Genomic DNA, 21,112 nt, shown 5'->3' with positions numbered 1-21,112 from the left:
GCAATTCGGCATCAATGGTGTCCGCTTGACACTTCTGCGCCAGGAGTCCACTTAGGACTGATAGTCACCGCCCGGTGAACCGCACCGGGAGCTCCCGGTATCCCTGCACGACGACCGCGCGCAACCAGGCGGGTTCCTTCACCAGCTCCACCCGCGACACCCGTTCGGCCACCTCGCGCAGCACGACCGCCAGCTCGATCCGCGCGAGCGCGGACCCCAGGCAGTGATGCATGCCGTGCCCGAAAGCGATGTGCCGATTGGGTTTCCGGCCGGGCAAGAACGTGTCGGGGTCTTCGAACACGGCGGGATCCCGGTTCGCGGCGGGCAGCCACGCGACCACCGGCGCACCGGCGGGCAGGTCGCGGCCGTTGACGGTGACCTCGGCCGTCGACACCCGGAGCACGTGCATCGCGGGCGAAGTCCAGCGCAGCACCTCGTCCACGACGGTGTCGACGTCCGCGCTCCCGTCGCGCACCTGGTCCAGAAGTCCCGGCACCGTGGCGAAAGCGTGCACCGCGCCGGTGATCGCGTGCCGGGTGGTCTCGTTGCCGCCGATCAACACGTTGTCGCAGTTGAGCACCACGTCGTCGACCGTGAGTTCGTCATCGGTCAGGAGCGTGCTGACGAGGTCTTCGCCAGGGCTCGCCCGTCGTGCGGTGATCAGTTCGTCGAAATAGACGAGGATCTCGGTATGCGCCTGCCTCGGCGTCATCCCGTCGAACAATTCGTCCTCACCACCGAACGCGTGATTGGTGAGGTCGATGAGCATGTCCTCGTCCGCCGCGGGAACGCCGAGGATTTCGCAGACGACCGCGGCGGGAATACGCGGGCCGATCGCGGCGGCCACGTCGCACACTTCGCCGTCGAGCACTTCGTCGAGCACGCCGCGGACCTCTGCCCGCACCCGCTCCGCGAGTTTCCGCGCTGACGCCCTCGAGAGCAGCGGCCCGACCAGCTTGCGCAGCTTGCGGTGCTGGTCCTGTTCGGAGACGACCATCATCTGGCCACCCGAGTTGTCGGGATGGTCGCGGTCGAACCCGATCATCATCCCGTATTCGGAGGTGAACGGGGCGGAAGGCCCGAGCACCGCGGCGCACGCCCGATGCGAGAACACGGACCAGAAACCGGTGGGCGAACTGCCCGGCTCGCTCCACACCATCGCGTCTTCCAGCGCGAGCTCGCGCCAGCGGGCGTGGCGGTCCAAGGTGGTGTACAGATCGGGATTGCCGAGATCGACGGCTGCCGTCGTCTGCATGAATGATCTCCAGGTCAGGTGAGTGCGCCGTCGAGCACCTTGGCGAGCCGCGCCACCGTCGGCGCGTCGAAGAAGGCCTGCACCCTCAGCCGGATCTTCAGCCGTTCACGGATCCGGCTCACCAGCCGGGTCGCGAGCAGGGAATGGCCGCCGATCTCGAAGAAACTGTCCTCGACGCCGACGCTGCTGACGCCGAGCACTTCCGCGAACAACTCGGCGAGGATGATCTCCGTGGGCGTGAGCGGTGCCCGTCCCGCCGCGCGCCCGGCGTGCTCCTCTTCGGGAGTGGGCAGGGCGACGCGGTCGATCTTGCCGTTCGGCGAGACCGGCAGGCTCGGCAAGCTGACGACCACGTCGGGCACCAGATAGCCGGGCAGCTGCTTTCGCAGCGGAGGCAAGAGATCTTCGGCCGGGACACGCGCGCCGGCGATGCCGACCACGTAGGCGACGAGCCTGTTCTCGTGCTCGGTCACCACTGCCTGGGCCACCCCGTCCACCGCGAGCAGGGCGGACTCGACCTCGCCGGGTTCGATCCGGTGGCCACGGACCTTCAGCTGGTCGTCGACGCGGCCGACGAAGACGAACTGGCCGTCCGAACGCGTCCGGACCCTGTCGCCGGTGCGATACATGCGCTCACCCGGGCCGCCGAACGGGTCCGGCAGGAACCGCTCCGCGGTCGCGGCTGGTCTTCGCAGGTAACCGCGGGCGAGACCGGGGCCCACCGTGTACAGCTCACCCACGTCCCCGTCCGGGACGGGGCGCAGCAGTTCGTCCAACACGTAGGTGCGGACACCGGTGATCGGCCTGCCGATCGGCGGGGTGTCCTCCCCGGTCAGCGGCTCGCTCGCGGTCACCGCGACGGTGACCTCGGTCGGGCCGTAGGCGTTGATCATCACGCGGTCCACGGCCCAGCGTTTCGCGACCGGGGCCGGGCACGCCTCACCGGCGACCAGGAGGGTCAACCCGGCGGGCAGGCCGCCCGCCTCCTCCAGCGGCGCCAGCGCGGACGGCGGCAACGTGACATGGGTGATGCCCTGATCGCGGACCAGGCGGGCGAGCGGCTCGCCGGGAACGAGGTCCGGCGCGGAAGCCAGCACCAGACAGCCACCGGCCTGCCAGATCGGCCAGAACTCGGCGACCGCGGCGTCGAAACTGGGCGACGCGAAGGCCAGCAACCTGCTCTCCGGCACCAGCTTCTGGCGGCGCACGTAGTCGTCGGCCAGGTTCGGGATCCCGCGGTGCGTGACCAGCACGCCCTTCGGCCGTCCCGTGGACCCCGAGGTGTAGATGACGTACGCGGGGTGGTCCGACCGCAGCGGGCTGAGCCTGTCCTGATCGTCCAGGTTCGGCTCGGACTGTCCCGGCTCCCGCGCCACGCTCAGGACGACGGGCGCACCGGTCACGTCCTGACCCGGCAGGCACAGCAGGCAGTGCGCCGCCGTGTCGTCCAGCATCTGGCGCTTGCGTTCCTCCGGATAGTCCGGATCGACGGGCACGTACGCGGCGCCGGCCTTGTGCACGGCCAGGATCGCGATCACGAACTCGATCGACCTCGGCATCGCCAGCGCGACCAGCCGCTCCGGGCCGACCCCGTGCGCGACGAGACGGCGGGCGAGCCGGTTGGCTTCGCCGTTCAACTCGGCGTAGGTGAGTGTGGTGGTGTCCATCGCCACCGCGGGCCTGTCCGGCAGGACGGCTGCGGTCGCCTCGAACAGGGCCGGCGTCGTGGCTGCCGAAAGGGCGGTCATGCGGTCTCTCCCAGTGTCTCGCGGGACTCGGTGCGGAGGAACCGGAGCAGCTCGCGGTTCACCGCTTCCGGGTTCTCCAGGTAGCCGAAATGCCCGCAGCCGGGAACCGTGCGATGCGTCGCCCCGGGGATCGCGGCGGCCAGCTCCCGCCCGGCTTCCGGCGGCGCCACGAGATCCCGCTCGAACGAGACGACGTGGCAGGGCACCTTGATCGAGCCGTAGGCGTCGAGGCGATCGGGCAACGCGCTCAGCAGTAGTTGCGACCGGACACCCGGCCCCCAGGTTCCCGACGCGGCGAACAGGTCGAGCCAGTCTCCGGTGAGGTCGTCGTCGGCGAGCGTCGCGGGCCCCAGGTTGTGCAGGGCGCGCGTGGCGGCGAGGAAGTCTGGTGGCAATTCGATGCCCAGTTCGATCAGCTTCGCTTCGCCTTCCGCGAGCACCTTCTGCACGAGACTGCTCTTGCCGCAGGCGGCCATCAGCAGGACCGAGTCCAGCAGCTCCGGATGGGCCAGCGCCAGTTCTTGCGCGATGTACGAACCCATCGACGTGCCGATCACGCGGCACGGCATGGCGTCGAGATAGTCGATCAGGGCGGCGACATCCTCGACGAGATCATCGACGGTGAAGCCGTCGGCGCCTTCGTCGCTCGGCGGGATCCCGCGGTTGTCCATGGTGATCACCCGGAAACCGGCGGCGCGGAGCACGGGTACCTGATGCAGGTCCCACACCGAACTCGGCGCCCCGGTGCCGGTCAGCAGCAGTACCGGCGGACCGTCACCACAATCGTTGTAGGACAACCGGATCCCGTTCTCGGTTGTCATCAGCATGATGCTCCTCCGGGAGTGTGGCTGCTACGCCGCGATTCGGTGGTGAGGCCGCCGGAAGTGTTTCCCCTCAACGGTTCCGTCCTCCCCAGGTGCGGTGGCACGGAGTCGACCGTACCTTCAGGGAACGAGTGTCTGGAGGATTCGGCGATGGACAGTCGGGCAAAACCGGGAATAGTCCCGGCGTCCACGGACTGTTCTTGACACCTCAACGGCGGATGGAAATCCTAGTATTCATGGATTCAAACGGTCTGTCCACCCACTTGAACGTGGAAACGCTGCACGGATCGCTCACCGATCCGGCCATCTCGTCGATGAATCTGCTCAACGAGCTGATCGACGAATACCCTGTGGCCATTTCCATGGCGGCAGGCCGGCCGTACGAAGAGTTCTTCGACATCAGCCTCATCCACCAGTACATCGACGCCTATTGCGACCATCTCCGGCGCGACCGGAAACTGGACGAGGCCGGGGTCACCCGCACCCTCTTCCAATACGGCACCACCAAAGGCGTCATCGCCGATCTCATCGCCCGGAATCTCGCCGAAGACGAGAACATCGACGTCGCTCCCGAATCGGTGGTCGTCACCGTCGGCGCCCAGGAAGCCATGTTCCTCGTCCTCCGCACGCTGCGGGCGGGCGAACGGGACGTGCTGCTCGCCCCCGCGCCCACCTACGTCGGCCTGACCGGAGCGGCGCTGCTCACCGACACCCCCGTCTGGCCGGTCCGGTCCACCGAGAACGGCATCGACCCCGAAGACCTCGTGCTCCAGCTGAAACGGGCCGACGAACAGGGCAAGCGGGTCCGGGCCTGCTACGTGACCCCGAACTTCGCGAATCCCACCGGCACCAGCATGGATCTGCCCTCGCGGCACCGTCTTCTCGACGTCGCCGAGGCGCACGGCATCCTGCTCCTGGAGGACAACGCGTACGGATTGTTCGGATCCGAGCGGCTGCCCTCGCTGAAGTCCCTCGACCGGTCGGGGTCGGTGGTCTACCTCGGTTCCTTCGCCAAAACCGGCATGCCCGGCGCCCGGGTCGGCTACGCGGTGGCGGACCAGCGGATGGCCGGCGGCGGCCTGTTCGCCGACCAGATTTCGAAGCTCAAGGGCATGCTCACGGTGAACACCTCCCCCATCGCCCAGGCGGTGATCGCCGGGAAACTCCTGCTCAACGATTTCAGCCTCACCAAGGCGAACACCCGGGAAATCTCCATTTACCAGCGCAATCTGCATCTCACGCTGGGCGAATTGAAGCGCAGGCTCGGCGGGTGCGAGGGAGTCAGCTGGAACACGCCGACGGGCGGATTCTTCGTGACCGTCACCGTGCCGTTCGTCGTCGATGACGAATTGCTGGAACGCGCGGCACGTGATCACGGTGTGCTGTTCACCCCGATGCATCATTTCTATGGCGGAAAGGGCGGATTCCACCAGCTCCGGCTTTCGATCAGCCTGCTCACGCCGGAATTGATCGAAGAGGGTGTCGCGCGGCTGGCCGCGCTCATTGTTCCGCGGCTTCCCTGACCTTTTCACGACGAGAGCCCCTGGCCGCGATCGCGGCCAGGGGCTCTTTTCGTGTGGGGGGGGCAGTACGCCGAGCGCCGGGTCTCGCGCGACTGCTTCGACGTCGATGCCCCCAATGCCGCATTGGAGACACTGAGCGTCTCCAATGCGGCATTGGGGGCACAGCACGCCCGACCGCGCGAAGCCGAGTGGGTGTCGCTCAAGGTGAGGGCTGTGTGGAAATTGGGACGTTGAGTGTCCCTATTCCACACAGCCTCTCCAGGTCCGACTGCTCGTCCCGCCGACGAGGCCTTCACCGGCATCGGTCCGCAAGTACGTGAAGGACCCCTTCACTGCGCTAGACGCAATGAAGGGGTCCTTCACGTACTGTCCGATGGGTCGCTGGCGATGCCGTTACTAATGGCACACCACCGTCAGTCCGTGAAGGCCTCCTTGAGGGACCTAGGGTCCCTCAAGGAGGCCTTCACGGACCTTGTGTCAGGGCTTCGTGCCGGTCACCAAAGCGTGTTCGAACGGCAGCTCGACCGAGCGGACGTCGACGCAGCCGACCGACTTCAGCCACGACGCGGCCTCGGCCTGCGGCCAGGCCATTCCGCGGCCGGTGGCCAGAATGTTGAGGTACAGGGAAAGCCGCGCGGAGAGCGGGCCGCCGGTCTCGTCGTCCGCGGCCGCGAAACCGTAGATCGAGATCTTCGCGCCGGACGGCAGTACCTCGTACGCCTTGGCCAGCAGCATGACCGACTGCTCGGCCGTGAAGGTGTCCAGGACGTGGCTGAACAGGGCGTGGTCGGTATCGGTGGGGAACGGGTCGGTCAGCAGATCGGCCGGGTGCAGGGTGAGCCTGTCGACGATCTCGGCGGGCACGCGCTGCTCGGCCAGTGCCACGCTGCTCGGCAGGTCGAGCAGCGTGGCCTTGAGGCCGGGGTTGGCCTTGAGCAGCGCCGCCGCCGTGGTGCCGTCACCGCCGCCGACGTCGAGCAGGTGCCGCGACGACTTGACGTCGATGTGCTCCAGCAGTCCCGGCATCGTCTGCAGCGAGAACGCCGACATCGCCGTGTAGAAGATCCTGGCCTTCTCCGGGTCGTTGCCGAGCCGGGCGTACAGCGTGTCGCCGGGGCCGTCGAGGGCGTCGAGGGCCTCGTTGGTGCCGGCGCGCAGCGCGGAGGTCATCCGGGCGAACGCGGGGTAGTAGATGGTCTTCCAGCTGAGCAGGATGTGCCGCCAGCTTTCCGGGCCGCTCGCGGCGAGCAGTTCGGTCGCGACGGGGTGGTTCACGAAGTCGACGCCGCGCTTCTCGATCAGGCCGGTGGTGGCCAGCGCGAGCATCAGCACCCGGAGCTTGTGCGGCTCCAGGCCGGTGAAGGCACCGAGTTCAGCCGCGTCGGCACCGTCCTTCTCGGCGAGGAAGTCGAAGATGTCCAACTCGATCCCGGACACCACCGCGTTGAACAGCGCGGGTCCGTTGGCGATCAGCTGGAAACGACGGTGCACCTCGGTGGAGTCGAGCGATTCCTGCATCTGCAGATTTCCTTTCCGGCCGGCGGAGTCTTCCGCAGACGATGAGAACGACAACCGGCTCACCTCAGAAGGAGCCGGACGCCGGTCCGGCGTTGGCGTCGAAGGAGCTGCCGGAGTAATCGGGATCAAGGACTGAGACGGCGTAGGTGGCGGGCGCGGCCAGCATGGCCACGACGCCGATGACGAGTCCGGCCGTGACCAGGCCCGAGGAGGCGGACTTGATCAGCCGCGCCAGGATCAGCACGACGAGGGCGGCGACACCGAGCGCGAGCGTCCCCCATTTCGCCCACGGCAGGAAGTTGGGGTAGTGAGACCAGAGCCAGGCGCCCCAGGCGAGGTTCGCCGCGATCGCGACCGGCAGGATCCAGGCCTGTTTGCCGCCGCTTCGGTACGCCCGCCAGAAGGTCACGATGCCCAGCGCGGAGAGGGCGGCGATCGCGGGAGCGAGCGAGGCCACGTACGCGGTGTGCGCGACGGCGCTCGCACTGAACACGAAGCCGAACGTCACCAGCCACACGCCCCACATCACCAGTCCGCCGCGGACCGGATCGGTCCGTTCGGCCCGGCGCCACCACCAGAGCCCGCACAGCAGGGACAGCAACGCGAGCGGGAACAGCCAGGCGATCGCGACGCCGAGGTGACCGTCGAGCAGTTTGGTCGCTCCCAACGGGTCCGCCCGGGTTTCGATCTTGGACTGGTCCATTTCGGGTCCGCCAGGCCCGAGCGGCTGGCCGCCCTCGGCCTTCGGGCCGAAGTTCCCGTCCTGTTCGTCCTGGTGCTTGGAACCGAAGTCCCCGTTCTGTTCGTCCTGGTGCTTCGTGCCGAAATTCCCCTGGGCGTCCGGGCCCGGCTGACCGCCCTCGGGACCGCCGCCAGGACCCTCTCCTGGGCCGCCTTCCGGGCCGCCCTCCTGGCCCTGCGGACCGTCACCGGGACCGCCTTCGGGGCCACCGCCGGGACCACCCTGCGGACCGCCCTCCTGGCCACCACCAGGGCCGAGCGACGGCAGGCCGCCGCGGCCGTTGGGGTCCTCGGCGCCGGGGATGTGGATGCCGACGCGGCCGAGACCGTTGTAGCCGAACACCATGGCGAACGCGCTGTTGTTCGTGGTGCCGCTGATCGTCGGCCGGGCACTGGCCGGGGTGAAGGTGTAGAGCGCGATCCACGACAGCGACACCGCGAGCGTCACCACCCCGGCGATCCCCACGTGCTTCACCCGGCGGCGCACTTCGACCGGAGCGGTCAGCAGGTAGCCGATCGCGAGCGCGGGCAGGATCATCCACGCCTGCACCATTTTGGCCTGGAAGCCGATCCCGACCCAGACACCGGCCCAGACCAGCGACCGGAGCCGCCCTTCGAGGACGGCGCGCTGATAGGCGTCGACGGCGAGCACCAGGCACATCGTCAGCAGGCCGTCCTGCATGCTGTGCCCGAACATGGACGCGAGGACCGGGGTGAGGGTGAAGATGCCCGCGGCGAGCAGCCCGGGCACCACGCCCGCCCAGCGCCGCACGACCCGGTACATCACCAGTACCGAGATCACGCCCTCGATCACCTGCGGCAACGCCACGGCCCATTCGTGGTAACCGAAGATCTTGATCGAGAGAGCCTGCGGCACGAATGATCCGGCGAGCTTGTCGAGCGTGTACGTCGCCCCCGGGTCCACGGCGCCGTAGAAGAACGCCTTCCAGCTCTCGGACATGCTCTTGGCGGCGTCCGAATAAAGCGGCGCGAAGTCGACGCGCGGCAGGTTCCAGGCGTAGAGCACCAGCGCCACGAACGCGATGCCCAGCAGCGCCGGCCTCGCCCACTGCGGCTGATCGGCGGGGGAACGCCAGAACGCCCAGCGGCTGCGCGCGCTTTCGGGCGCGGGGTCCTGGGAGGGCGGCGACGGCAGATGGGTGAGTGTTGCGGACACTCCGGTACCTCCGGGCGTGATACGGCGTCGATTGTGGGGAGGTTCAGCGGGGATCTTCGTCGAGGAGAACCGGCCAGGTGGTTTCGCCATATCCGCCATGGGGTGAGTTCTTCCGGGCGTGCTCGTCGAGCCGGGCGAACAGATTCTTGTTGCGGCCGTTGAGCATCGCCAGTTGGGAAGAATAGCACTCCGCGGCCTCGACTTTCCGTTTCCAGATCTCCGCGGTCGCGGAGTGGAATTCGGAAGAACCGAGGCGGAATCCCGGCGGGAGTTCGATCTTGCCCGGTTTGAACATCGAGTAGGGAAGGTCTTCCCACAGCCGTATCGGAATGTTCTTCTCGCGCGCGGCGGACAGGGCGGCGTCTCGCGCGGCCTCGTTGTCGGGATGGTCGACGATGGCCGCGCACGTGACGATCACCGTGGGAGCGAACTCCGCGATGACCGTCTCGAGGTCGGCCTTGATCTCGGTGACGAGACCGTCGTCGCCGTCGGCCGAATCCTCGTTCATCGCCAGCTTTTGCCCGCCTGCCACGTGATCCGTCAGCCAGCGGCCGTCGGGCAACCGGCGGTAGATGGAGTCGAGGAACCGGCCGTGGCGATGGGCCACCCCCAGGCCGTCGAGGGCGGCGATGTCCTCGTTCCGCCGATGGAGCGGCGCGTCGTCTTCGGGCGAAAGACCCCAGACGGCGTGCATTCGCTCCGCCGCCGCGGAATAGGGAGGGGGCGCGGTACCGGCGAAGACCGTATGGACGAGCACTTTCGCGCCGTCCCGCGCTGCTTGGGCGAGACCGGCCCCGAGCGAAAGGACCGCGTCGTCCAAATGGGGGGAGATCGCCAGCAGCCGGGTCTCCCCGGGATTCTGAAGCATGGACATGATTTTGATGACCTCGTCACGACGCTACAACAGTGCGGACTGGACAGAAGACCAAGCGTCCATTACGGACAGTTGGTCAGGCGGAGCCCACTGCTTCACGCAGGAGTCCCGCGGCCACCGTCGTCCCGTCGGCGCCGATCGTCGCGGCGACGGCCGTCGCCCGCTCCCGGGTTTCCGGGGCCAGTGCCGTGGCGAGCGCGGCGGACAGGGACTCGACGGTCGGTTCCGGGCCGTCGTGCGCCACCCCGATGCCCAGTTCGGCCACCTTGGCGGCGAAATGCGGATGGTCCGCGATCTGCGGGACCACGACCTGGGGAACGCCCGCGCGAGCGGCCACGTGCGTCGTGCCCACTCCGCCGTGGTGGACGGCTGCGGCCACCCGGCCGAACAGCACCTGGAGGTTCACCTCGTCGACGGCGAGGCAGTCGGCCGCACCGTCCGGCAGGTCCAAACCCGCCCAGCCGTGGGAAAGGATCACCCGGCGACCCTGGGCGCGGATGGCCTCGACGGCCACCTTGGCGATGTTCGCGGGCGCGGGTGAACTGCCGAAGCCCACGTACACCGGCGGCGGGCCGGCGGCCAGGAACGCCTCCAGCTCACGGGAAAGAGGCCGTTCGTCGGACAGGAGCCACGCACCGGTCTGCACCACGTCCAGGCCCGGCGGCCGCGGGGCCAGGAGTGGATCCGCGATCAGCCAGGGCTGATCGGTACAGCTGAAGTCGTAAAGGCTCTTCACCGGCGGCAGGCCGATCCCGGCCCGCAGACCGTTGAGCGCTTCACCGAACATCCCGTCGGCGCCCTGGTTGTACATGGCCCGGTGCTCGGGCGACGGCAACAGGACCGGCGAAGGAACGGCGTAGAAATAGGGAATTCCGAGCTTCTCGGCGACCGACCGCACCCCGATCGCGCCGGACAGCAGACCGCTCGCCACCACCGCGTCACAGCCTTCGGCGGCGGCGGGGATCTTCTCGAACTGCTCGGCAATCCCCGCGACAGCGGCCTCGGGCGACTCGGGCGGCCCGCCCAGCGCTCCCGCGCCTTCGAGCACCGGCTTGCCGACGACGACGTGCGGCACACCGACCTCGGCCAGGCGTGCGGCGTAGTCCGGCGGCGCGCACATCCGCACCTCGACACCGTCTTCCCGCAACCGCACCGCCAGTGCCACCAGCGGTTCGACCTCGCCGCGGGCTCCGTACGACCAAAACAACACGCGCATTTCGTATCCCCTGGAGTACTTCAGCGCCGGATCGCGGCGATGCCGACAGTGGCGTAGTTGATGGTGAAAGAGCCGCCCAGCTCGTCGATCGCCGAGCCGAGATACGTCAGGAACCGGGCGCGCGCGTCCTCCGCGAGATGGTTGAGACCGCCCTGCGTCGGGATCTGGTCCAGCCATTCGTCGCGGGTGCAGACCCGCGACCACGCGAACCGCAGTTCCTTCGGCTCGCTGAACGCCCCGGTCTTGAGGATGCCCTCGGCGGCCTTCACGTACTGCTTGGCATAGATCTGCTTGGCATACTCTTCGACGTCTTCTTCACCGTCCTTTTCGGACGGTGGTTCGAACTTCAGGTCGGGCATGGCGTGGCGGTACGCCTCCCCCTGCGCCGTCATGACGGCCTGCGGGAGTTCGAAACCGTTGTCGAACAACGCCAGCAGACCTTGGGGGGCCAGTACGCCCGCCACCTTGGCCGCGCCCGCGAACGGGTCCACCCAGTGCCAGGCGGTCCCCGAGACGACCGCGTCGAAGGTGCGGCCCGCCGGGTCCCAGTCCTCGAACTTGGCGACCTCGACGTCGAGGCCACGCCTGCGGGCGACCTCCGCCATCCGCGCGTCCGGTTCCACGCCGAGCACCGTGCAGCCCGCCGCCTGGAACGGACGCGACGAAAGACCGGTACCGCAGCCGACGTCCACGAAGTTCTTGCCAGGGCTCAAACCGACGACCCGGTCGACCAGTGCTTCGGGATAGCTGGGCCGGGCGCGGTCGTACCGTTCGGCGTCGAGGCCGAACCATTGCGCCATTTCCCGGTTCTCGTGCGGTGCAGCAGCCAGATCGGACATTTTCCTCACCCTGGTTAGGTTCACGATGGTCAAACGGAAACAGCCGGCTTCTTCCGGCTGACCGCGTCACGCAGGAGTTCCGCGGCCACCGTCGTGCCGTCGGTGCGGATCGAGCCCGCCACGGCCGCCGCCCGCTCCCGGATCTCCGGGGACAGTGCCTTGGCGAGCGCGGCCGACAGGGAATCGAAGGTCGGCGCCGGTCCGTACTCCTCGAACGCCACCCCGATGCCCAGTGCGGCCACCTGCTCGGCGAAGTACGGCTGGTCGGTGATCTGGGGCAGCACGACCTGGGGGACGCCCGCCCGCGCGGCCACGGTCGTCGTGCCCCCGCCCGCGTGATGAACGACGGCGGCCACCCGGCCGAACAAGGCCTGCAGGTTGGCCTCGCCGACGGCGAAGCAGTCGGCCCCGTCGTCGGGAAGCGCCAGATCGGCCCAGCCACGGGAAAGGACCACCCGATGGCCCTGGGCACGGATCGCCTCGATGGCCAGCTTCACGGTGCCGGCGGTCTCGGACGTGCTGCCGAAACCGACGTACACCGGCGGCGGGCCGGCGGCGAGGAAAGCTTCCAGCTCAGCGGAAAGCGGGCGTTCGTCGGGCAGGATCCACGCGCCGGTCTGCAGGGCGCCGAGTTCCGGCCGCGGCGGGGCCAAGGTCGGGTCGGCCGCCATCCAGGGCTGCTCGGTGAAGCCGTACTCGACGAGATTCCCCACCGGCGGCAGGCCGATCGCCGCGCGCCTGTCGTTGAGCGGGGCGGCGTACCGCTTGGCGAAGACCTCGTCGTAGAAGTCCCACAGCGCCCGGTTGTCGTCCATCGCCTCCTCGGGCGGACGGCCGTCGCCACGCGACAACGGCGGCGGGTAGTACGGCGACGGCAGGTAGATCGGGCAGTACGCGGCGTAGAAGTACGGGATGCCCAGCTTTTCGGCCACCGACCGCACCCCGAGGGCGGCGGACAGCACACCGGTCGCCAGCACCACGTCACAGCCTTCGGCGGCCGCCGGGACCTGGTCGAACTGCTCGCCGAGCTCTTCGGCCGGGCTCCGGGGTTCCGGCCCCTCCGCCGACTCCGACATCCCCCGCATCATCGCGCGCAAGGACTGGCCGACCGGCACCACCGGAACGGCGAACTCGGCCAGCCGCTCCTCGGTGTCCGGCGGCGCGCACACCCGCACCTCGGCGCCGAGCTCGCGCAACCGCACGGCCAGTGCGACCACCGGTTCGACGTCTCCGCGGAGTCCGGTCGTCGACAACAACACACGCATTTCGCATCCCCTGTTTTCGGACCGTGTGGTCACACGACTGTGGTCACACGACTGTGTGGTCACACGGAAACGGACGGCTTCTCCCGGTTGACCGCGTCGATCAGGAGTTTCGCGGCCACGGCGGCCCCGTCGGTGCGAACCGTGCCCGCCACGGCCGCCGCCCGCTCCCGGGTTTCCGGGGCGAGCGCCGTGGCGAGCGCGGCGGACAAGGAATCGAAGGTCGGGGTCGGGCCGTCGTGCGCCGCCCCGATGCCCAGTTCGGCCACCCGGCCCGCGAAGTACGGCTGGTCGGCGATCTGCGGGACCACGACCTGGGGAACGCCCGCACGGGTGGCCGTGGTCGTCGTCCCCGCGCCACCGTGGTGGACGGCGGCGGCCACGCGGCCGAACAGCAGCTGGTGGTTGCCCTCGCTCGCGGCGAAACAGTCGCCCCGGTCGTCGACCAGGGCCAGATCGGCCCAACCGCGGGAAAGGATCACGCGGCGGCCCTGGGCGCGGACCGCTTCGATGGCGATCTTGGCGGCCTCCTCGGGCGCGCGCATGCTGCCGAAACCGACGTACACCGGCGGCGGCCCAGCGGCGAGGAACGCCTCCAGGTCGGCCGCGAGGGGGCGTTCGTCGGGCAGGGTCCACGCACCGGTCTGGACGGCGTCGAGATCCGTCGGCTGCAACGGGGCCAGCGCCGGATCGGCCGCCAGCACCGGATGATCGGTGAAGCCGTACCGGAAGATGTCCTCGACCGGCGGCAAACCGATCGAGGCCCGTTGGGCGTTGAGCGGCTCACCGAATCGCCTGAGGGCGCTCTGGCTGTTCCTGTTCCACAGCGCCCGGTTGTCGGTCCCCTCGGGCGCGGGCGGCTCACCGAGCGGCGGCGGCGGCGCGTAATGCGGCGAGGGAATGAAGCGCGGGCAGTAAAAGCCGTAGAAATAGGGGATGCCGAGCTTCTCGGCGACCGACCGCACGGCGACCGCGGTGGCCAGCATCCCGGTCGCCAGCACCACGTCGCAGCCCTCGGCGGCCGCCGGGACCTGCTCGAACTGGACGGCGATCGCCTCGGCCGAGAGCCGCGGCCCGTCCTCGGGCGACGGCGGCTTCGCCCCCTTGATCGCGGTCCGGGTCGACTTGCCGACCGGCACCAGCGGCACGCCGACCTCGGCCAGCCGCTCCGAGGAATCCGGCGGCGCGCACATCCGCACCTCGGCGCCGGAGTCCCGCAGCCGCACCGCCAAGGCCACCAGCGGTTCGACATCCCCACGGCTTCCGGACGTCGCCAGCAACACGCGCATTCCGTGATTCCCCGTTCGTTAGGTTCTGTGATGGTTCAGGCCGGAACAGACGGCTTTTCCCGGCTGACCGCTTCACGCAGCAGTTCGACGGCGGCCGTCGTCCCGTCCTCGCGGATCGTGTCGGCGACGGCGATCGCCCGCTCCCGGGATTCCGGCGACAGGGCCGTGGTGAGCGCGGCGGACATGGCCTCGAAGGACGGGGCCGGGCCCTCGAGGGCGACACCGATCCCCAGTTCGGCGATCCGGTCCGAGTAGTACTGCTGGCCGACGATCGAGCGCACCACGATCTGGGGAGCGCCCCCGCGGGTGGCCACGTGCGTCGTCCCCGTGCCGTCGTGGTGGATGGTGAGGGCGACCCGGCGGAACAACTCCTGGAGGTTCACCTCGTCGACGGCGAAACAGTCGGCGCCCGCGTCGGGCAGGTCGAGATCGGCCCAGCCGCGCGAAAGGATCACCCGATGCCCCTGGGCACGGCTCGCCTCGATGGCGACCTTCGCCGCGTCGGCGGTCCCGGACGAGCTGCCGAAACCGACGTACACCGGCGGCGGCCCGGCGGCGAGGAACGCCTCCAGCTCAGCGGAAAGCGGGCGTTCGTCGGGCAGGATCCACGCGCCGGTCTGCACGGCCTCGTGCCGCGGTTCGAGCGGGGCGAGGATGGGATCCGCGGCCAGCAAAGGCTTGTCGGTGGAGCAGTAGTCGAAGAGGTTCTTCGCCGGCGGCAGGCCGATCTCGGCCCGCTTGGCATTGAGCGCGTCACCGAACAGCCCGTCGGCACCCTGGTTGTACATCACCCGCTGCGCCGCTTCGAGGTGGCTCGGCAGGTGGATCGGGCACAAAGCGACGTAGTGGTAAGGAATCCCGAGCTTCTCGGCGACCGAGCGCACGGCAACCGCACCGGACAGCAGACCGGTCGCCACCACGACGTCGCAGCCTTCGGCGACCGACGGCATCTGGTCGAACTGCTCGGCGATCCCGGCCGCCGCGAGGGCGGGATCGCGTCCCTCGCCGTCGTTCATCCCCCGGTCCGGGCGCGCGACCGGCACCAGCGGAACCCCGATCTCGGCCAGCCGCTCCGCGCTGTCCGGCGGCGCGCACATCCGCACCTCGGCGCCGGATTCCCGCAGCCGCGCCGCCAGCGCCACCAGCGGCTCGACGTCCCCTCGTGATCCACACGCCCACAACAACACGCGCATTTGGCTTCCCCTCTGCATTACCAGGTGACCGGCAACTGATCCGGGCAGTCGATGAAGGCGTTCCGGAGTTTCACTTCATCGGCGGAGACCGCCAGGCTCATGTCGGGGAATCGTCGCCACAGCGCCTGATAAGCCATCCGCAGCACCGTCCTCGCCACCGCCGCGCCGATGCAGTAATGGATTCCGTGCCCGAATCCGACGTCCGAAACCGAAGGGCGCCTCGCGTCGAGGACATTGGGGTTCGGGGTCAGCGCCTCGTCCCGGTTGGCCATCAGGATCGAGCACAGGACGTAGTCCCCCGCCTTGATCAGCTGTCCGCCGACGACGACGTCCCTCAGCGCCATCCGCGGATTCGGCTGCTGCACGGGCGAGAGATACCGCAGCAGTTCGTTGACCACGCGATCGGCTTCCTCGCGGCCTTCGAAGAGCATTTGTTTCTGCTCGGGGTGATCCAGCAGCGCGAGGACCCCGAACCCGAGCATCCCCGCGACGGTCTCGACACCGCCGAGGAGCAGCGCCGTGCAGAGACCCTTCAGCTCCTCGTCCGTGACGTTGTCCCCGTGCTCGCGCACGAGCATGCCGAGGAACCCTTCGTCGGGATCCTGGCGCTGCCGGGTGATGAGGCTGAGCAGATACCGGTTGAACGCCGCGCTGTCGGCCGCCCTCGCCTTGAAGCCGCGGCTGAGGTCGACGTTCCGCCTGATCCGGCGGATGAACTCGTTGCGGTCGTCCCGCGGAATGCCGAGCAGTTCGCAGAGAACCCCGCCGCCGACGGGATCGGCGAACAGTCCCTGGACGTCCGCGCCCGGTCCCTCCGCCTCCAGCTCGTCGAGACGATCGTCGATGAGTTCCTGGATCGCGGGTTCCAGCCGCCGGATCCGCCGGACGGTGAACTCCGGGGTCAGCATCTTCCGCAGCCGGGTGTGTTCCGGCGGGTCGTAGGTCGAGATCTGCCCGACGAACTGCGGCGCCATGGGCACGTCTTCGCCGTTGGTCGTCCTCGCCGCTTCCGCCTCGGTCAGCCGGGGCCGCGTCGTGAAGTTCTCGTGATCACCGAGGATCTTGCGCACGACGTCGTAGCCGAGGGCCTGCCAGACGTAGCCCGTGCCGAGCTGCGTGGACGCGTCCCCGAGAATCCGGACCAGCGGGCCCTTCTCGCGGAGGGCGAACATGTCCGCATGCGGATCGCAGTGCGTTCTCATCATGTAGTTCGCCGTCGGCTCCACGGCCGGCGCGACCTCGTCGATTGCGTGCTCCATACCGAGTGGAAGCTCCTTCATAGACCAGGAATTGCGGTCCGGCTGCGCGCCGCATCGCCATCTTCATCCGCGATCGGGCGGGAGGTCCAGCGCGCCGCCATGGACGTGGTCGTGGACCGGCGCCTCACCAAGCGACCATCAGGCTGGTGAGGCCGTAGGCCGGGGTGGTCAGGCGGAACATGGTGTCCTTCGCGGGATCCGCGAGCCTCAGCTCGGGGAAACGTTGCCACAGAAGGGTGAACACGGTCCGCAGTTCGAGACGGGCAAGGGAAGCGCCGAGGCAATGGTGGATGCCGTGCCCGAACGCCACATGCGGGACGGGCTCGCGCGCGAGGTCGAGGCGGTCCGGTTCCGGCAGCAGCGCGGAATCACGGTTGGCCATCGGGAGCGAGCAGAGGACGGTTTCCCCCTCCTTGATGACCTCCTCCCCGATGGTGACGTCCTCCATGGCCGTCCGGGGTGTCGGGGCGTACGGCACCGTCAGGTACCGGATCAGCTCGTCGACCGCGCGGTCCGCCGCCTGGCCTTCGCCCCGCAGCGCTTCGAGCTGCTCGGGATGCCGCAGCAGCGCCAGCACGCCGAGCCCGATCATGCCGGAGATGTTGTCGTCACCGGCCAGCATCACCTGAACGCAGAAGCCCCTCAGCTCCTCGTCGGTGGCCTCGTCGCCGTGTGCGGCGACGACCGCCCCGATCAGCCCTTCGCCGGGGTCCTTCCGGTTCCTGGCGATCATGGCCAGCAGATAGCGGGAGAACGCCTCGCCGGCGGCCGCCCGTCTCCGCTGGCTCAGCGAAGCGTCGAGATGTCCGTGACACAGCTTCAAAAACATGGCGCGGTCGTCCCGGGGAACCCCGATCAGCTCGCACAGCACGGCCCCCGGCACCTCGTCGGCGACGAGCTCGATCACGTCGGCGGGAGATCCCGCGTCCTCCATGGCGTCGAGCCGTTCGGTGACGATCTGCTCGATGTACGGCTCCATCCGCCGCATCTTGCGCAGCGTGAACCCGGGGGTCAGTTTCTGCCGCATCCGGGTGTGCTCGGGCGGGTCGTAGTCCATCAGGTTGCCGACCAGCTCGTTCGGCCGGAAGATGCCTTCCCCGCCGATCTCGTCCTGCTCGTGCCAACGGCGCCGCGTGCTGAACCGCTTGTGATCGCCGAGGACCTGCCGCACGACGGAATGTCCCGCGGCCATCCAGATGGTTTCGGCGTCCGCTCCGGATCCGACGGTGACCCTCGACAGTGGTCCGGCGGCGCGCAGTTCGTCCGCCGGATCGAGGTCCTGCCTGCGGATGTGGAGCGGGCGCGTGTCCTCACCACTCAATGGGGAGCTCCTCGATGTTGAACGGGGCCGGTTTGCCCGCCACGAACCGCAGTTCCTCTTCCGGGACCGCCAGCCGCAGCGACGGGAACCGGCGGGCCAGCACCGGCAGCGCCACCCGCAGTTCGAGCCTGGCCAGCGGAGCGCCGACACAGTGGTGGATGCCGTGCCCGAAGGCCAGGTGCCCCGGCGAGTTCTCCCGGGTGATGTCGAACTTGTCCCCGAGCGTGCGGTTGACCGCCAGCATCGAACAGGTCAGCACGTCACCGGCGCGGATGTCGTATCCGGCGATGTTCAGGTCGACGAGCGCTGTCCGGGGAGAAGGAGCCTCGACGATCGTCGGGTAGCGAAGGACTTCCTCGGTCGCGCTGTTCACCAGCTCCGGGCGCTCCTGGAGCAACGCCAGCTGGGCGGGGTTGGTCGCGAACAGGAGCACCGCCATCGCCAGCTGGGCGGCCATCTGCTCGACCGCCACGATCAGGATCGCCTCGGCGAGCCCCGAAAGCTCTTCGTCGCTGACCTTGTCCCCGTGCTCGCGCACGATGAAACCGATCAGTTCGTCGCCGGGATCGCGGCGTTCGCGGGCCGCGAGCTTTTCGCAGTAGTGGACGACGCCGAGGCTCGATTGGGCCCGCTGCTTGGGAATCCGGCTCTCCCGGCTGTCACGGATCATCCGCGACAGGTCGGCCTGGTCGTCGCGCGGGACGCCGAGGAACTCGCAGGCGATGAGCGCCGGGATGGGCCAGCCCGCGTACCGGACGAAGTCGATCGGCGAACCCATGCTCTCGAGATCGTCCAAGCCCTCTTCGAGGATCTCTTCGACGCGGGGCCGCAGCCGCTCGATCCGCCGGACGCTGAACGCCCCCGCCACGGTCCCGCGCAGGCGGGTGTGATCGGGCGGGTCGTAGGCCTGCAGGATCCCCGGCAGATGGGCCCGGTCCGCCTCGTCGTCGACCGGGCGCATCGAACTGAAGCGGGTGGCGTCGGCGAGGATCTCCCGCACCTCGTCGTAGCCGGTGACCAACCATTGCTTGCGGCCGTTCAGCCCCGTCTCCGTGTCGTACTCGTGGAGCGGCCCCTCCTTCTGCAACGCGCAGAGCTCCGGCGCCGGATCGAGCCGGACCCGCTGATGCGGCAAGGGAACTACCATGATTCTCCTCAGGCTTCTGGCGTTACCAGTCGAGCAGCAGGGCTTCCACGTCGAACGGTGGCGGCCCGAATTTGAGCTTGCGGTCGGGCTCGGCGAGCCTCAGCTTCGGAAAACGCAGGGCCAGCGCCGGAATCGCGACCCGGAACACCATCTCCGCCAGCGGCCTGCCGAGGCAGTGGTGGATACCGTGCCCGAACGCGACGTGCGGGGCCTTCTCCCGGGTGATGTCGAACTCGTCCTCCGGGGCCGGGAACTTCCCGCGATTCGCGCCCAGCAAAGAACACGTGACGGTGTCGCCCGCCTTGACGAGGCGGTCACCGATCAGCACGTCCTCCTTCGCGATGCGCGGGTGGAGCTTTTCGTCGGTGGTGAGGTACCGGGTCAGTTCTTCGAGCCAATCCGGGACGGTGTCCGGCTTTTCGCGGAGCAGGTCGAACTGCTCCGGGAAATCGGCCATCAGCAACGCGCCCGCCGCGAGGAACCGGGCCACCTGGTCGCCGCCCGCGCCCATGATGAACGCGGCCACCCCCGCCAGCTCCGCGTCGGTGATCTCGTCGCCGTGCTCGCGCACCACGACACCGAACAGGTCGTCACCGGGGTTGGTGCGGACGCGGGCCACGGCCTTGTTCATGTACGTCATGTACTTGTTGCCCGCCGCGTTGCGCCGTTTGTCCGTCCGCTCGGTCCGGCTGGCGTGCAAGGTGCGCGCCAGATCCGCCTGGTCGTCACGCGGGATGCCCAGGAAGTCGCAGGTCGCCGTCGTGGCGACGGCCCACCCGAACTGCGGGACGAAGTCCGCGGGGCCGCCCATGTCCTCGATGGTGTCGAGGACGTCTTCGACGATCTGCTCGACCTCCGGCCGGAACCCCTGCATCCGCCGGATGGCGAACGGAGGCGTCACCAGCCGTCGCAGCCGGGTGTGGTCCGGCGGGTCGTAGTGGGTGAGGAAACCGGGCCAGGCGATCCCGGCCGCGGTCCCGCCGTAGATCAGCCGTGCGCTGAACTTGTCCGAGCTGAGGACCTGCCGGACCTCGTCGTACCCGGTGGCGAGCCACGCGGTCCGGCGTTCCCCGGAATCCTCGGTGCCCAAAGCGGAAATGGGGCCCTGGTCCATCAGGGCGAGAAGTTCCGCACCCGGATCGAATCGGTCCCTCCGGTGGATTTCCAAGCCCCGGACGACGTTGAGCTCTTCGAACACGGCAGATCCTTTCGCCTCGACCAGCCGGGGCATGCGGAGTGGATGTTCCCGGTCGGCCGGACGAGCGTCGAGCTCGTCCAACCGACCGGCGGGCAAGGGTGGGCGCTTCTGTTCTCGGGGCGCGTCGCGCCGGTGCCGCGTTGCGAAAGCCACCTTCACAACGGTGAAGGTTGCGAAAGTGGCTTTCGCGTCATCGGCGCAAGCGGCCGCCGAGCTCGTCCAGCCATCCGGATCAGGGGTGGGACGCACCTGATCCTGAGCCCTTCGCGCCGGTGGCGTGTCGCGAAAGCCACTTTCGGGACGTCAGATGTCCCGAAAGTGGCTTTCGCGACACGGTCGCCGGAAGCTCGGGAGCGGCGAGGACGGTCTGTCGGGGTGGGCAAGGGTGGCCTGTTGCGAAAGCCACTTTCACAACGGTGAAGGTTGCGAAAGTGGCTTTCGCGTCATCGGGGCAAGCGGCCGCCAGGCTCGTCCAACCGTCCGCATTGAGCGGCTGGACAGCTCAGCTCAGCCGTTGACTTCCGCGATCAGGCTCTTCGGCCGGAGGTCGGTCCAGTTCTCCTCCACGTAGGCCAGGCATTCCTGGCGCGAGGCCTCGCCGTGCACGCGGGTCCAGCCGGCGGGCACCTCGGCGAAGGTCGGCCAGAGGGAGTGCTGGCCTTCGTCGTTGACGAGCACCAAGAAGGAACCGTCTTCGTTGTCGAAGGGGTTGGTCATGGTTTGTGTCC

General features: G+C 68.8%; 17 protein-coding genes. 1 reads left to right on the top strand and 16 read right to left on the bottom strand.

From position 1 onward, the window contains the following. Positions 1 to 64: 64 nt before the first annotated feature. Genes BKN51_RS42055 through BKN51_RS42045 form a run of 3 tightly spaced genes read right to left on the bottom strand, consistent with a single transcriptional unit; the run spans position 65 to position 3,830 of the window. On the bottom strand, positions 65 to 1,255 hold the full coding sequence (locus BKN51_RS42055; RefSeq protein ID WP_101612850.1) for a cytochrome P450: 1,191 nt from the start codon (positions 1,253 to 1,255) through the stop codon (positions 65 to 67). Positions 1,256 to 1,269: 14 nt separating this feature from the next. After that, positions 1,270 to 3,003 carry an amino acid adenylation domain-containing protein gene (locus tag BKN51_RS42050; RefSeq protein WP_101612849.1) on the bottom strand — a complete coding sequence of 578 codons (1,734 nt, stop codon included), beginning with the start codon at positions 3,001 to 3,003 and terminating at the stop codon, positions 1,270 to 1,272. After that, the gene (locus BKN51_RS42045; protein WP_101612848.1) at positions 3,000 to 3,830 is read right to left on the bottom strand and encodes an alpha/beta fold hydrolase; all 831 of its coding nucleotides are present in this window, start codon (positions 3,828 to 3,830) and stop codon (positions 3,000 to 3,002) included. The genes BKN51_RS42050 and BKN51_RS42045 overlap by 4 nt, the downstream gene beginning before the upstream one ends. Before the next feature lie 233 nt (positions 3,831 to 4,063). Here BKN51_RS42045 and BKN51_RS42040 point away from each other — a divergent pair, with 233 nt between their 5' ends. Then, complete coding sequence (locus tag BKN51_RS42040) at positions 4,064 to 5,350, top strand: aminotransferase-like domain-containing protein (RefSeq protein WP_101612847.1); 1,287 nt, start codon at positions 4,064 to 4,066, stop codon at positions 5,348 to 5,350. Positions 5,351 to 5,827: 477 nt separating this feature from the next. On the opposite strand, the gene BKN51_RS42035 is transcribed toward BKN51_RS42040, so the two are convergent. The 13 genes from BKN51_RS42035 to BKN51_RS41970 all read right to left on the bottom strand — a co-directional run bounded on the left by BKN51_RS42035 (position 5,828) and on the right by BKN51_RS41970 (position 21,101). Then, positions 5,828 to 6,868 carry a methyltransferase gene (locus BKN51_RS42035; protein ID WP_101612846.1) on the bottom strand — a complete coding sequence of 347 codons (1,041 nt, stop codon included), beginning with the start codon at positions 6,866 to 6,868 and terminating at the stop codon, positions 5,828 to 5,830. A 64-nt stretch (positions 6,869 to 6,932) separates the two neighbouring features. Continuing rightward, the gene (locus BKN51_RS42030) at positions 6,933 to 8,786 is read right to left on the bottom strand and encodes an ArnT family glycosyltransferase (RefSeq protein ID WP_168214516.1); all 1,854 of its coding nucleotides are present in this window, start codon (positions 8,784 to 8,786) and stop codon (positions 6,933 to 6,935) included. 43 nt (positions 8,787 to 8,829) lie between these two features. After that, on the bottom strand, positions 8,830 to 9,654 hold the full coding sequence (locus BKN51_RS42025; RefSeq protein WP_101613807.1) for a PIG-L deacetylase family protein: 825 nt from the start codon (positions 9,652 to 9,654) through the stop codon (positions 8,830 to 8,832). Positions 9,655 to 9,736: 82 nt separating this feature from the next. Next, positions 9,737 to 10,876 (bottom strand): glycosyltransferase, encoded by a 1,140-nt coding sequence (locus BKN51_RS42020; protein ID WP_101612844.1) that lies wholly within the window; start codon positions 10,874 to 10,876, stop codon positions 9,737 to 9,739. Between the two features lie 20 nt (positions 10,877 to 10,896). Continuing rightward, positions 10,897 to 11,676, bottom strand: coding sequence for a class I SAM-dependent methyltransferase (locus tag BKN51_RS42015; protein ID WP_101612843.1), 780 nt, complete (start codon positions 11,674 to 11,676; stop codon positions 10,897 to 10,899). Positions 11,677 to 11,744: 68 nt separating this feature from the next. Beyond that, a complete protein-coding gene (locus BKN51_RS42010; RefSeq protein ID WP_101612842.1) occupies positions 11,745 to 12,980 on the bottom strand; it encodes a glycosyltransferase in 1,236 nt (411 codons plus the stop codon). 59 nt (positions 12,981 to 13,039) lie between these two features. Further along, positions 13,040 to 14,266 (bottom strand): glycosyltransferase, encoded by a 1,227-nt coding sequence (locus BKN51_RS42005; RefSeq protein WP_101612841.1) that lies wholly within the window; start codon positions 14,264 to 14,266, stop codon positions 13,040 to 13,042. Positions 14,267 to 14,301: 35 nt separating this feature from the next. Further along, positions 14,302 to 15,459: a glycosyltransferase gene (locus BKN51_RS42000; protein ID WP_101612840.1), complete on the bottom strand. Its 1,158-nt coding sequence runs from the start codon at positions 15,457 to 15,459 to the stop codon at positions 14,302 to 14,304. Between the two features lie 17 nt (positions 15,460 to 15,476). Continuing rightward, the gene (locus tag BKN51_RS41995) at positions 15,477 to 16,718 is read right to left on the bottom strand and encodes a cytochrome P450 (RefSeq protein WP_101612839.1); all 1,242 of its coding nucleotides are present in this window, start codon (positions 16,716 to 16,718) and stop codon (positions 15,477 to 15,479) included. Between the two features lie 124 nt (positions 16,719 to 16,842). After that, positions 16,843 to 18,039: a cytochrome P450 gene (locus BKN51_RS41990; protein ID WP_101612838.1), complete on the bottom strand. Its 1,197-nt coding sequence runs from the start codon at positions 18,037 to 18,039 to the stop codon at positions 16,843 to 16,845. Then, positions 18,029 to 19,186, bottom strand: coding sequence for a cytochrome P450 (locus BKN51_RS41985; protein WP_101612837.1), 1,158 nt, complete (start codon positions 19,184 to 19,186; stop codon positions 18,029 to 18,031). The genes BKN51_RS41990 and BKN51_RS41985 overlap by 11 nt, the downstream gene beginning before the upstream one ends. Before the next feature lie 22 nt (positions 19,187 to 19,208). Next, on the bottom strand, positions 19,209 to 20,384 hold the full coding sequence (locus tag BKN51_RS41980) for a cytochrome P450 (RefSeq protein ID WP_101613805.1): 1,176 nt from the start codon (positions 20,382 to 20,384) through the stop codon (positions 19,209 to 19,211). A 507-nt stretch (positions 20,385 to 20,891) separates the two neighbouring features. Continuing rightward, positions 20,892 to 21,101 (bottom strand): MbtH family protein, encoded by a 210-nt coding sequence (locus BKN51_RS41970; protein WP_101612835.1) that lies wholly within the window; start codon positions 21,099 to 21,101, stop codon positions 20,892 to 20,894. Between the last annotated feature and the right edge of the window lie 11 nt (positions 21,102 to 21,112).

The organism is Amycolatopsis sp. BJA-103, from assembly GCF_002849735.1.
Lineage (GTDB): Bacteria > Actinomycetota > Actinomycetes > Mycobacteriales > Pseudonocardiaceae > Amycolatopsis.
Note: the sequence above shows the minus strand (reverse complement) of the source record. Positions and strands in the feature narration are given on the sequence as shown.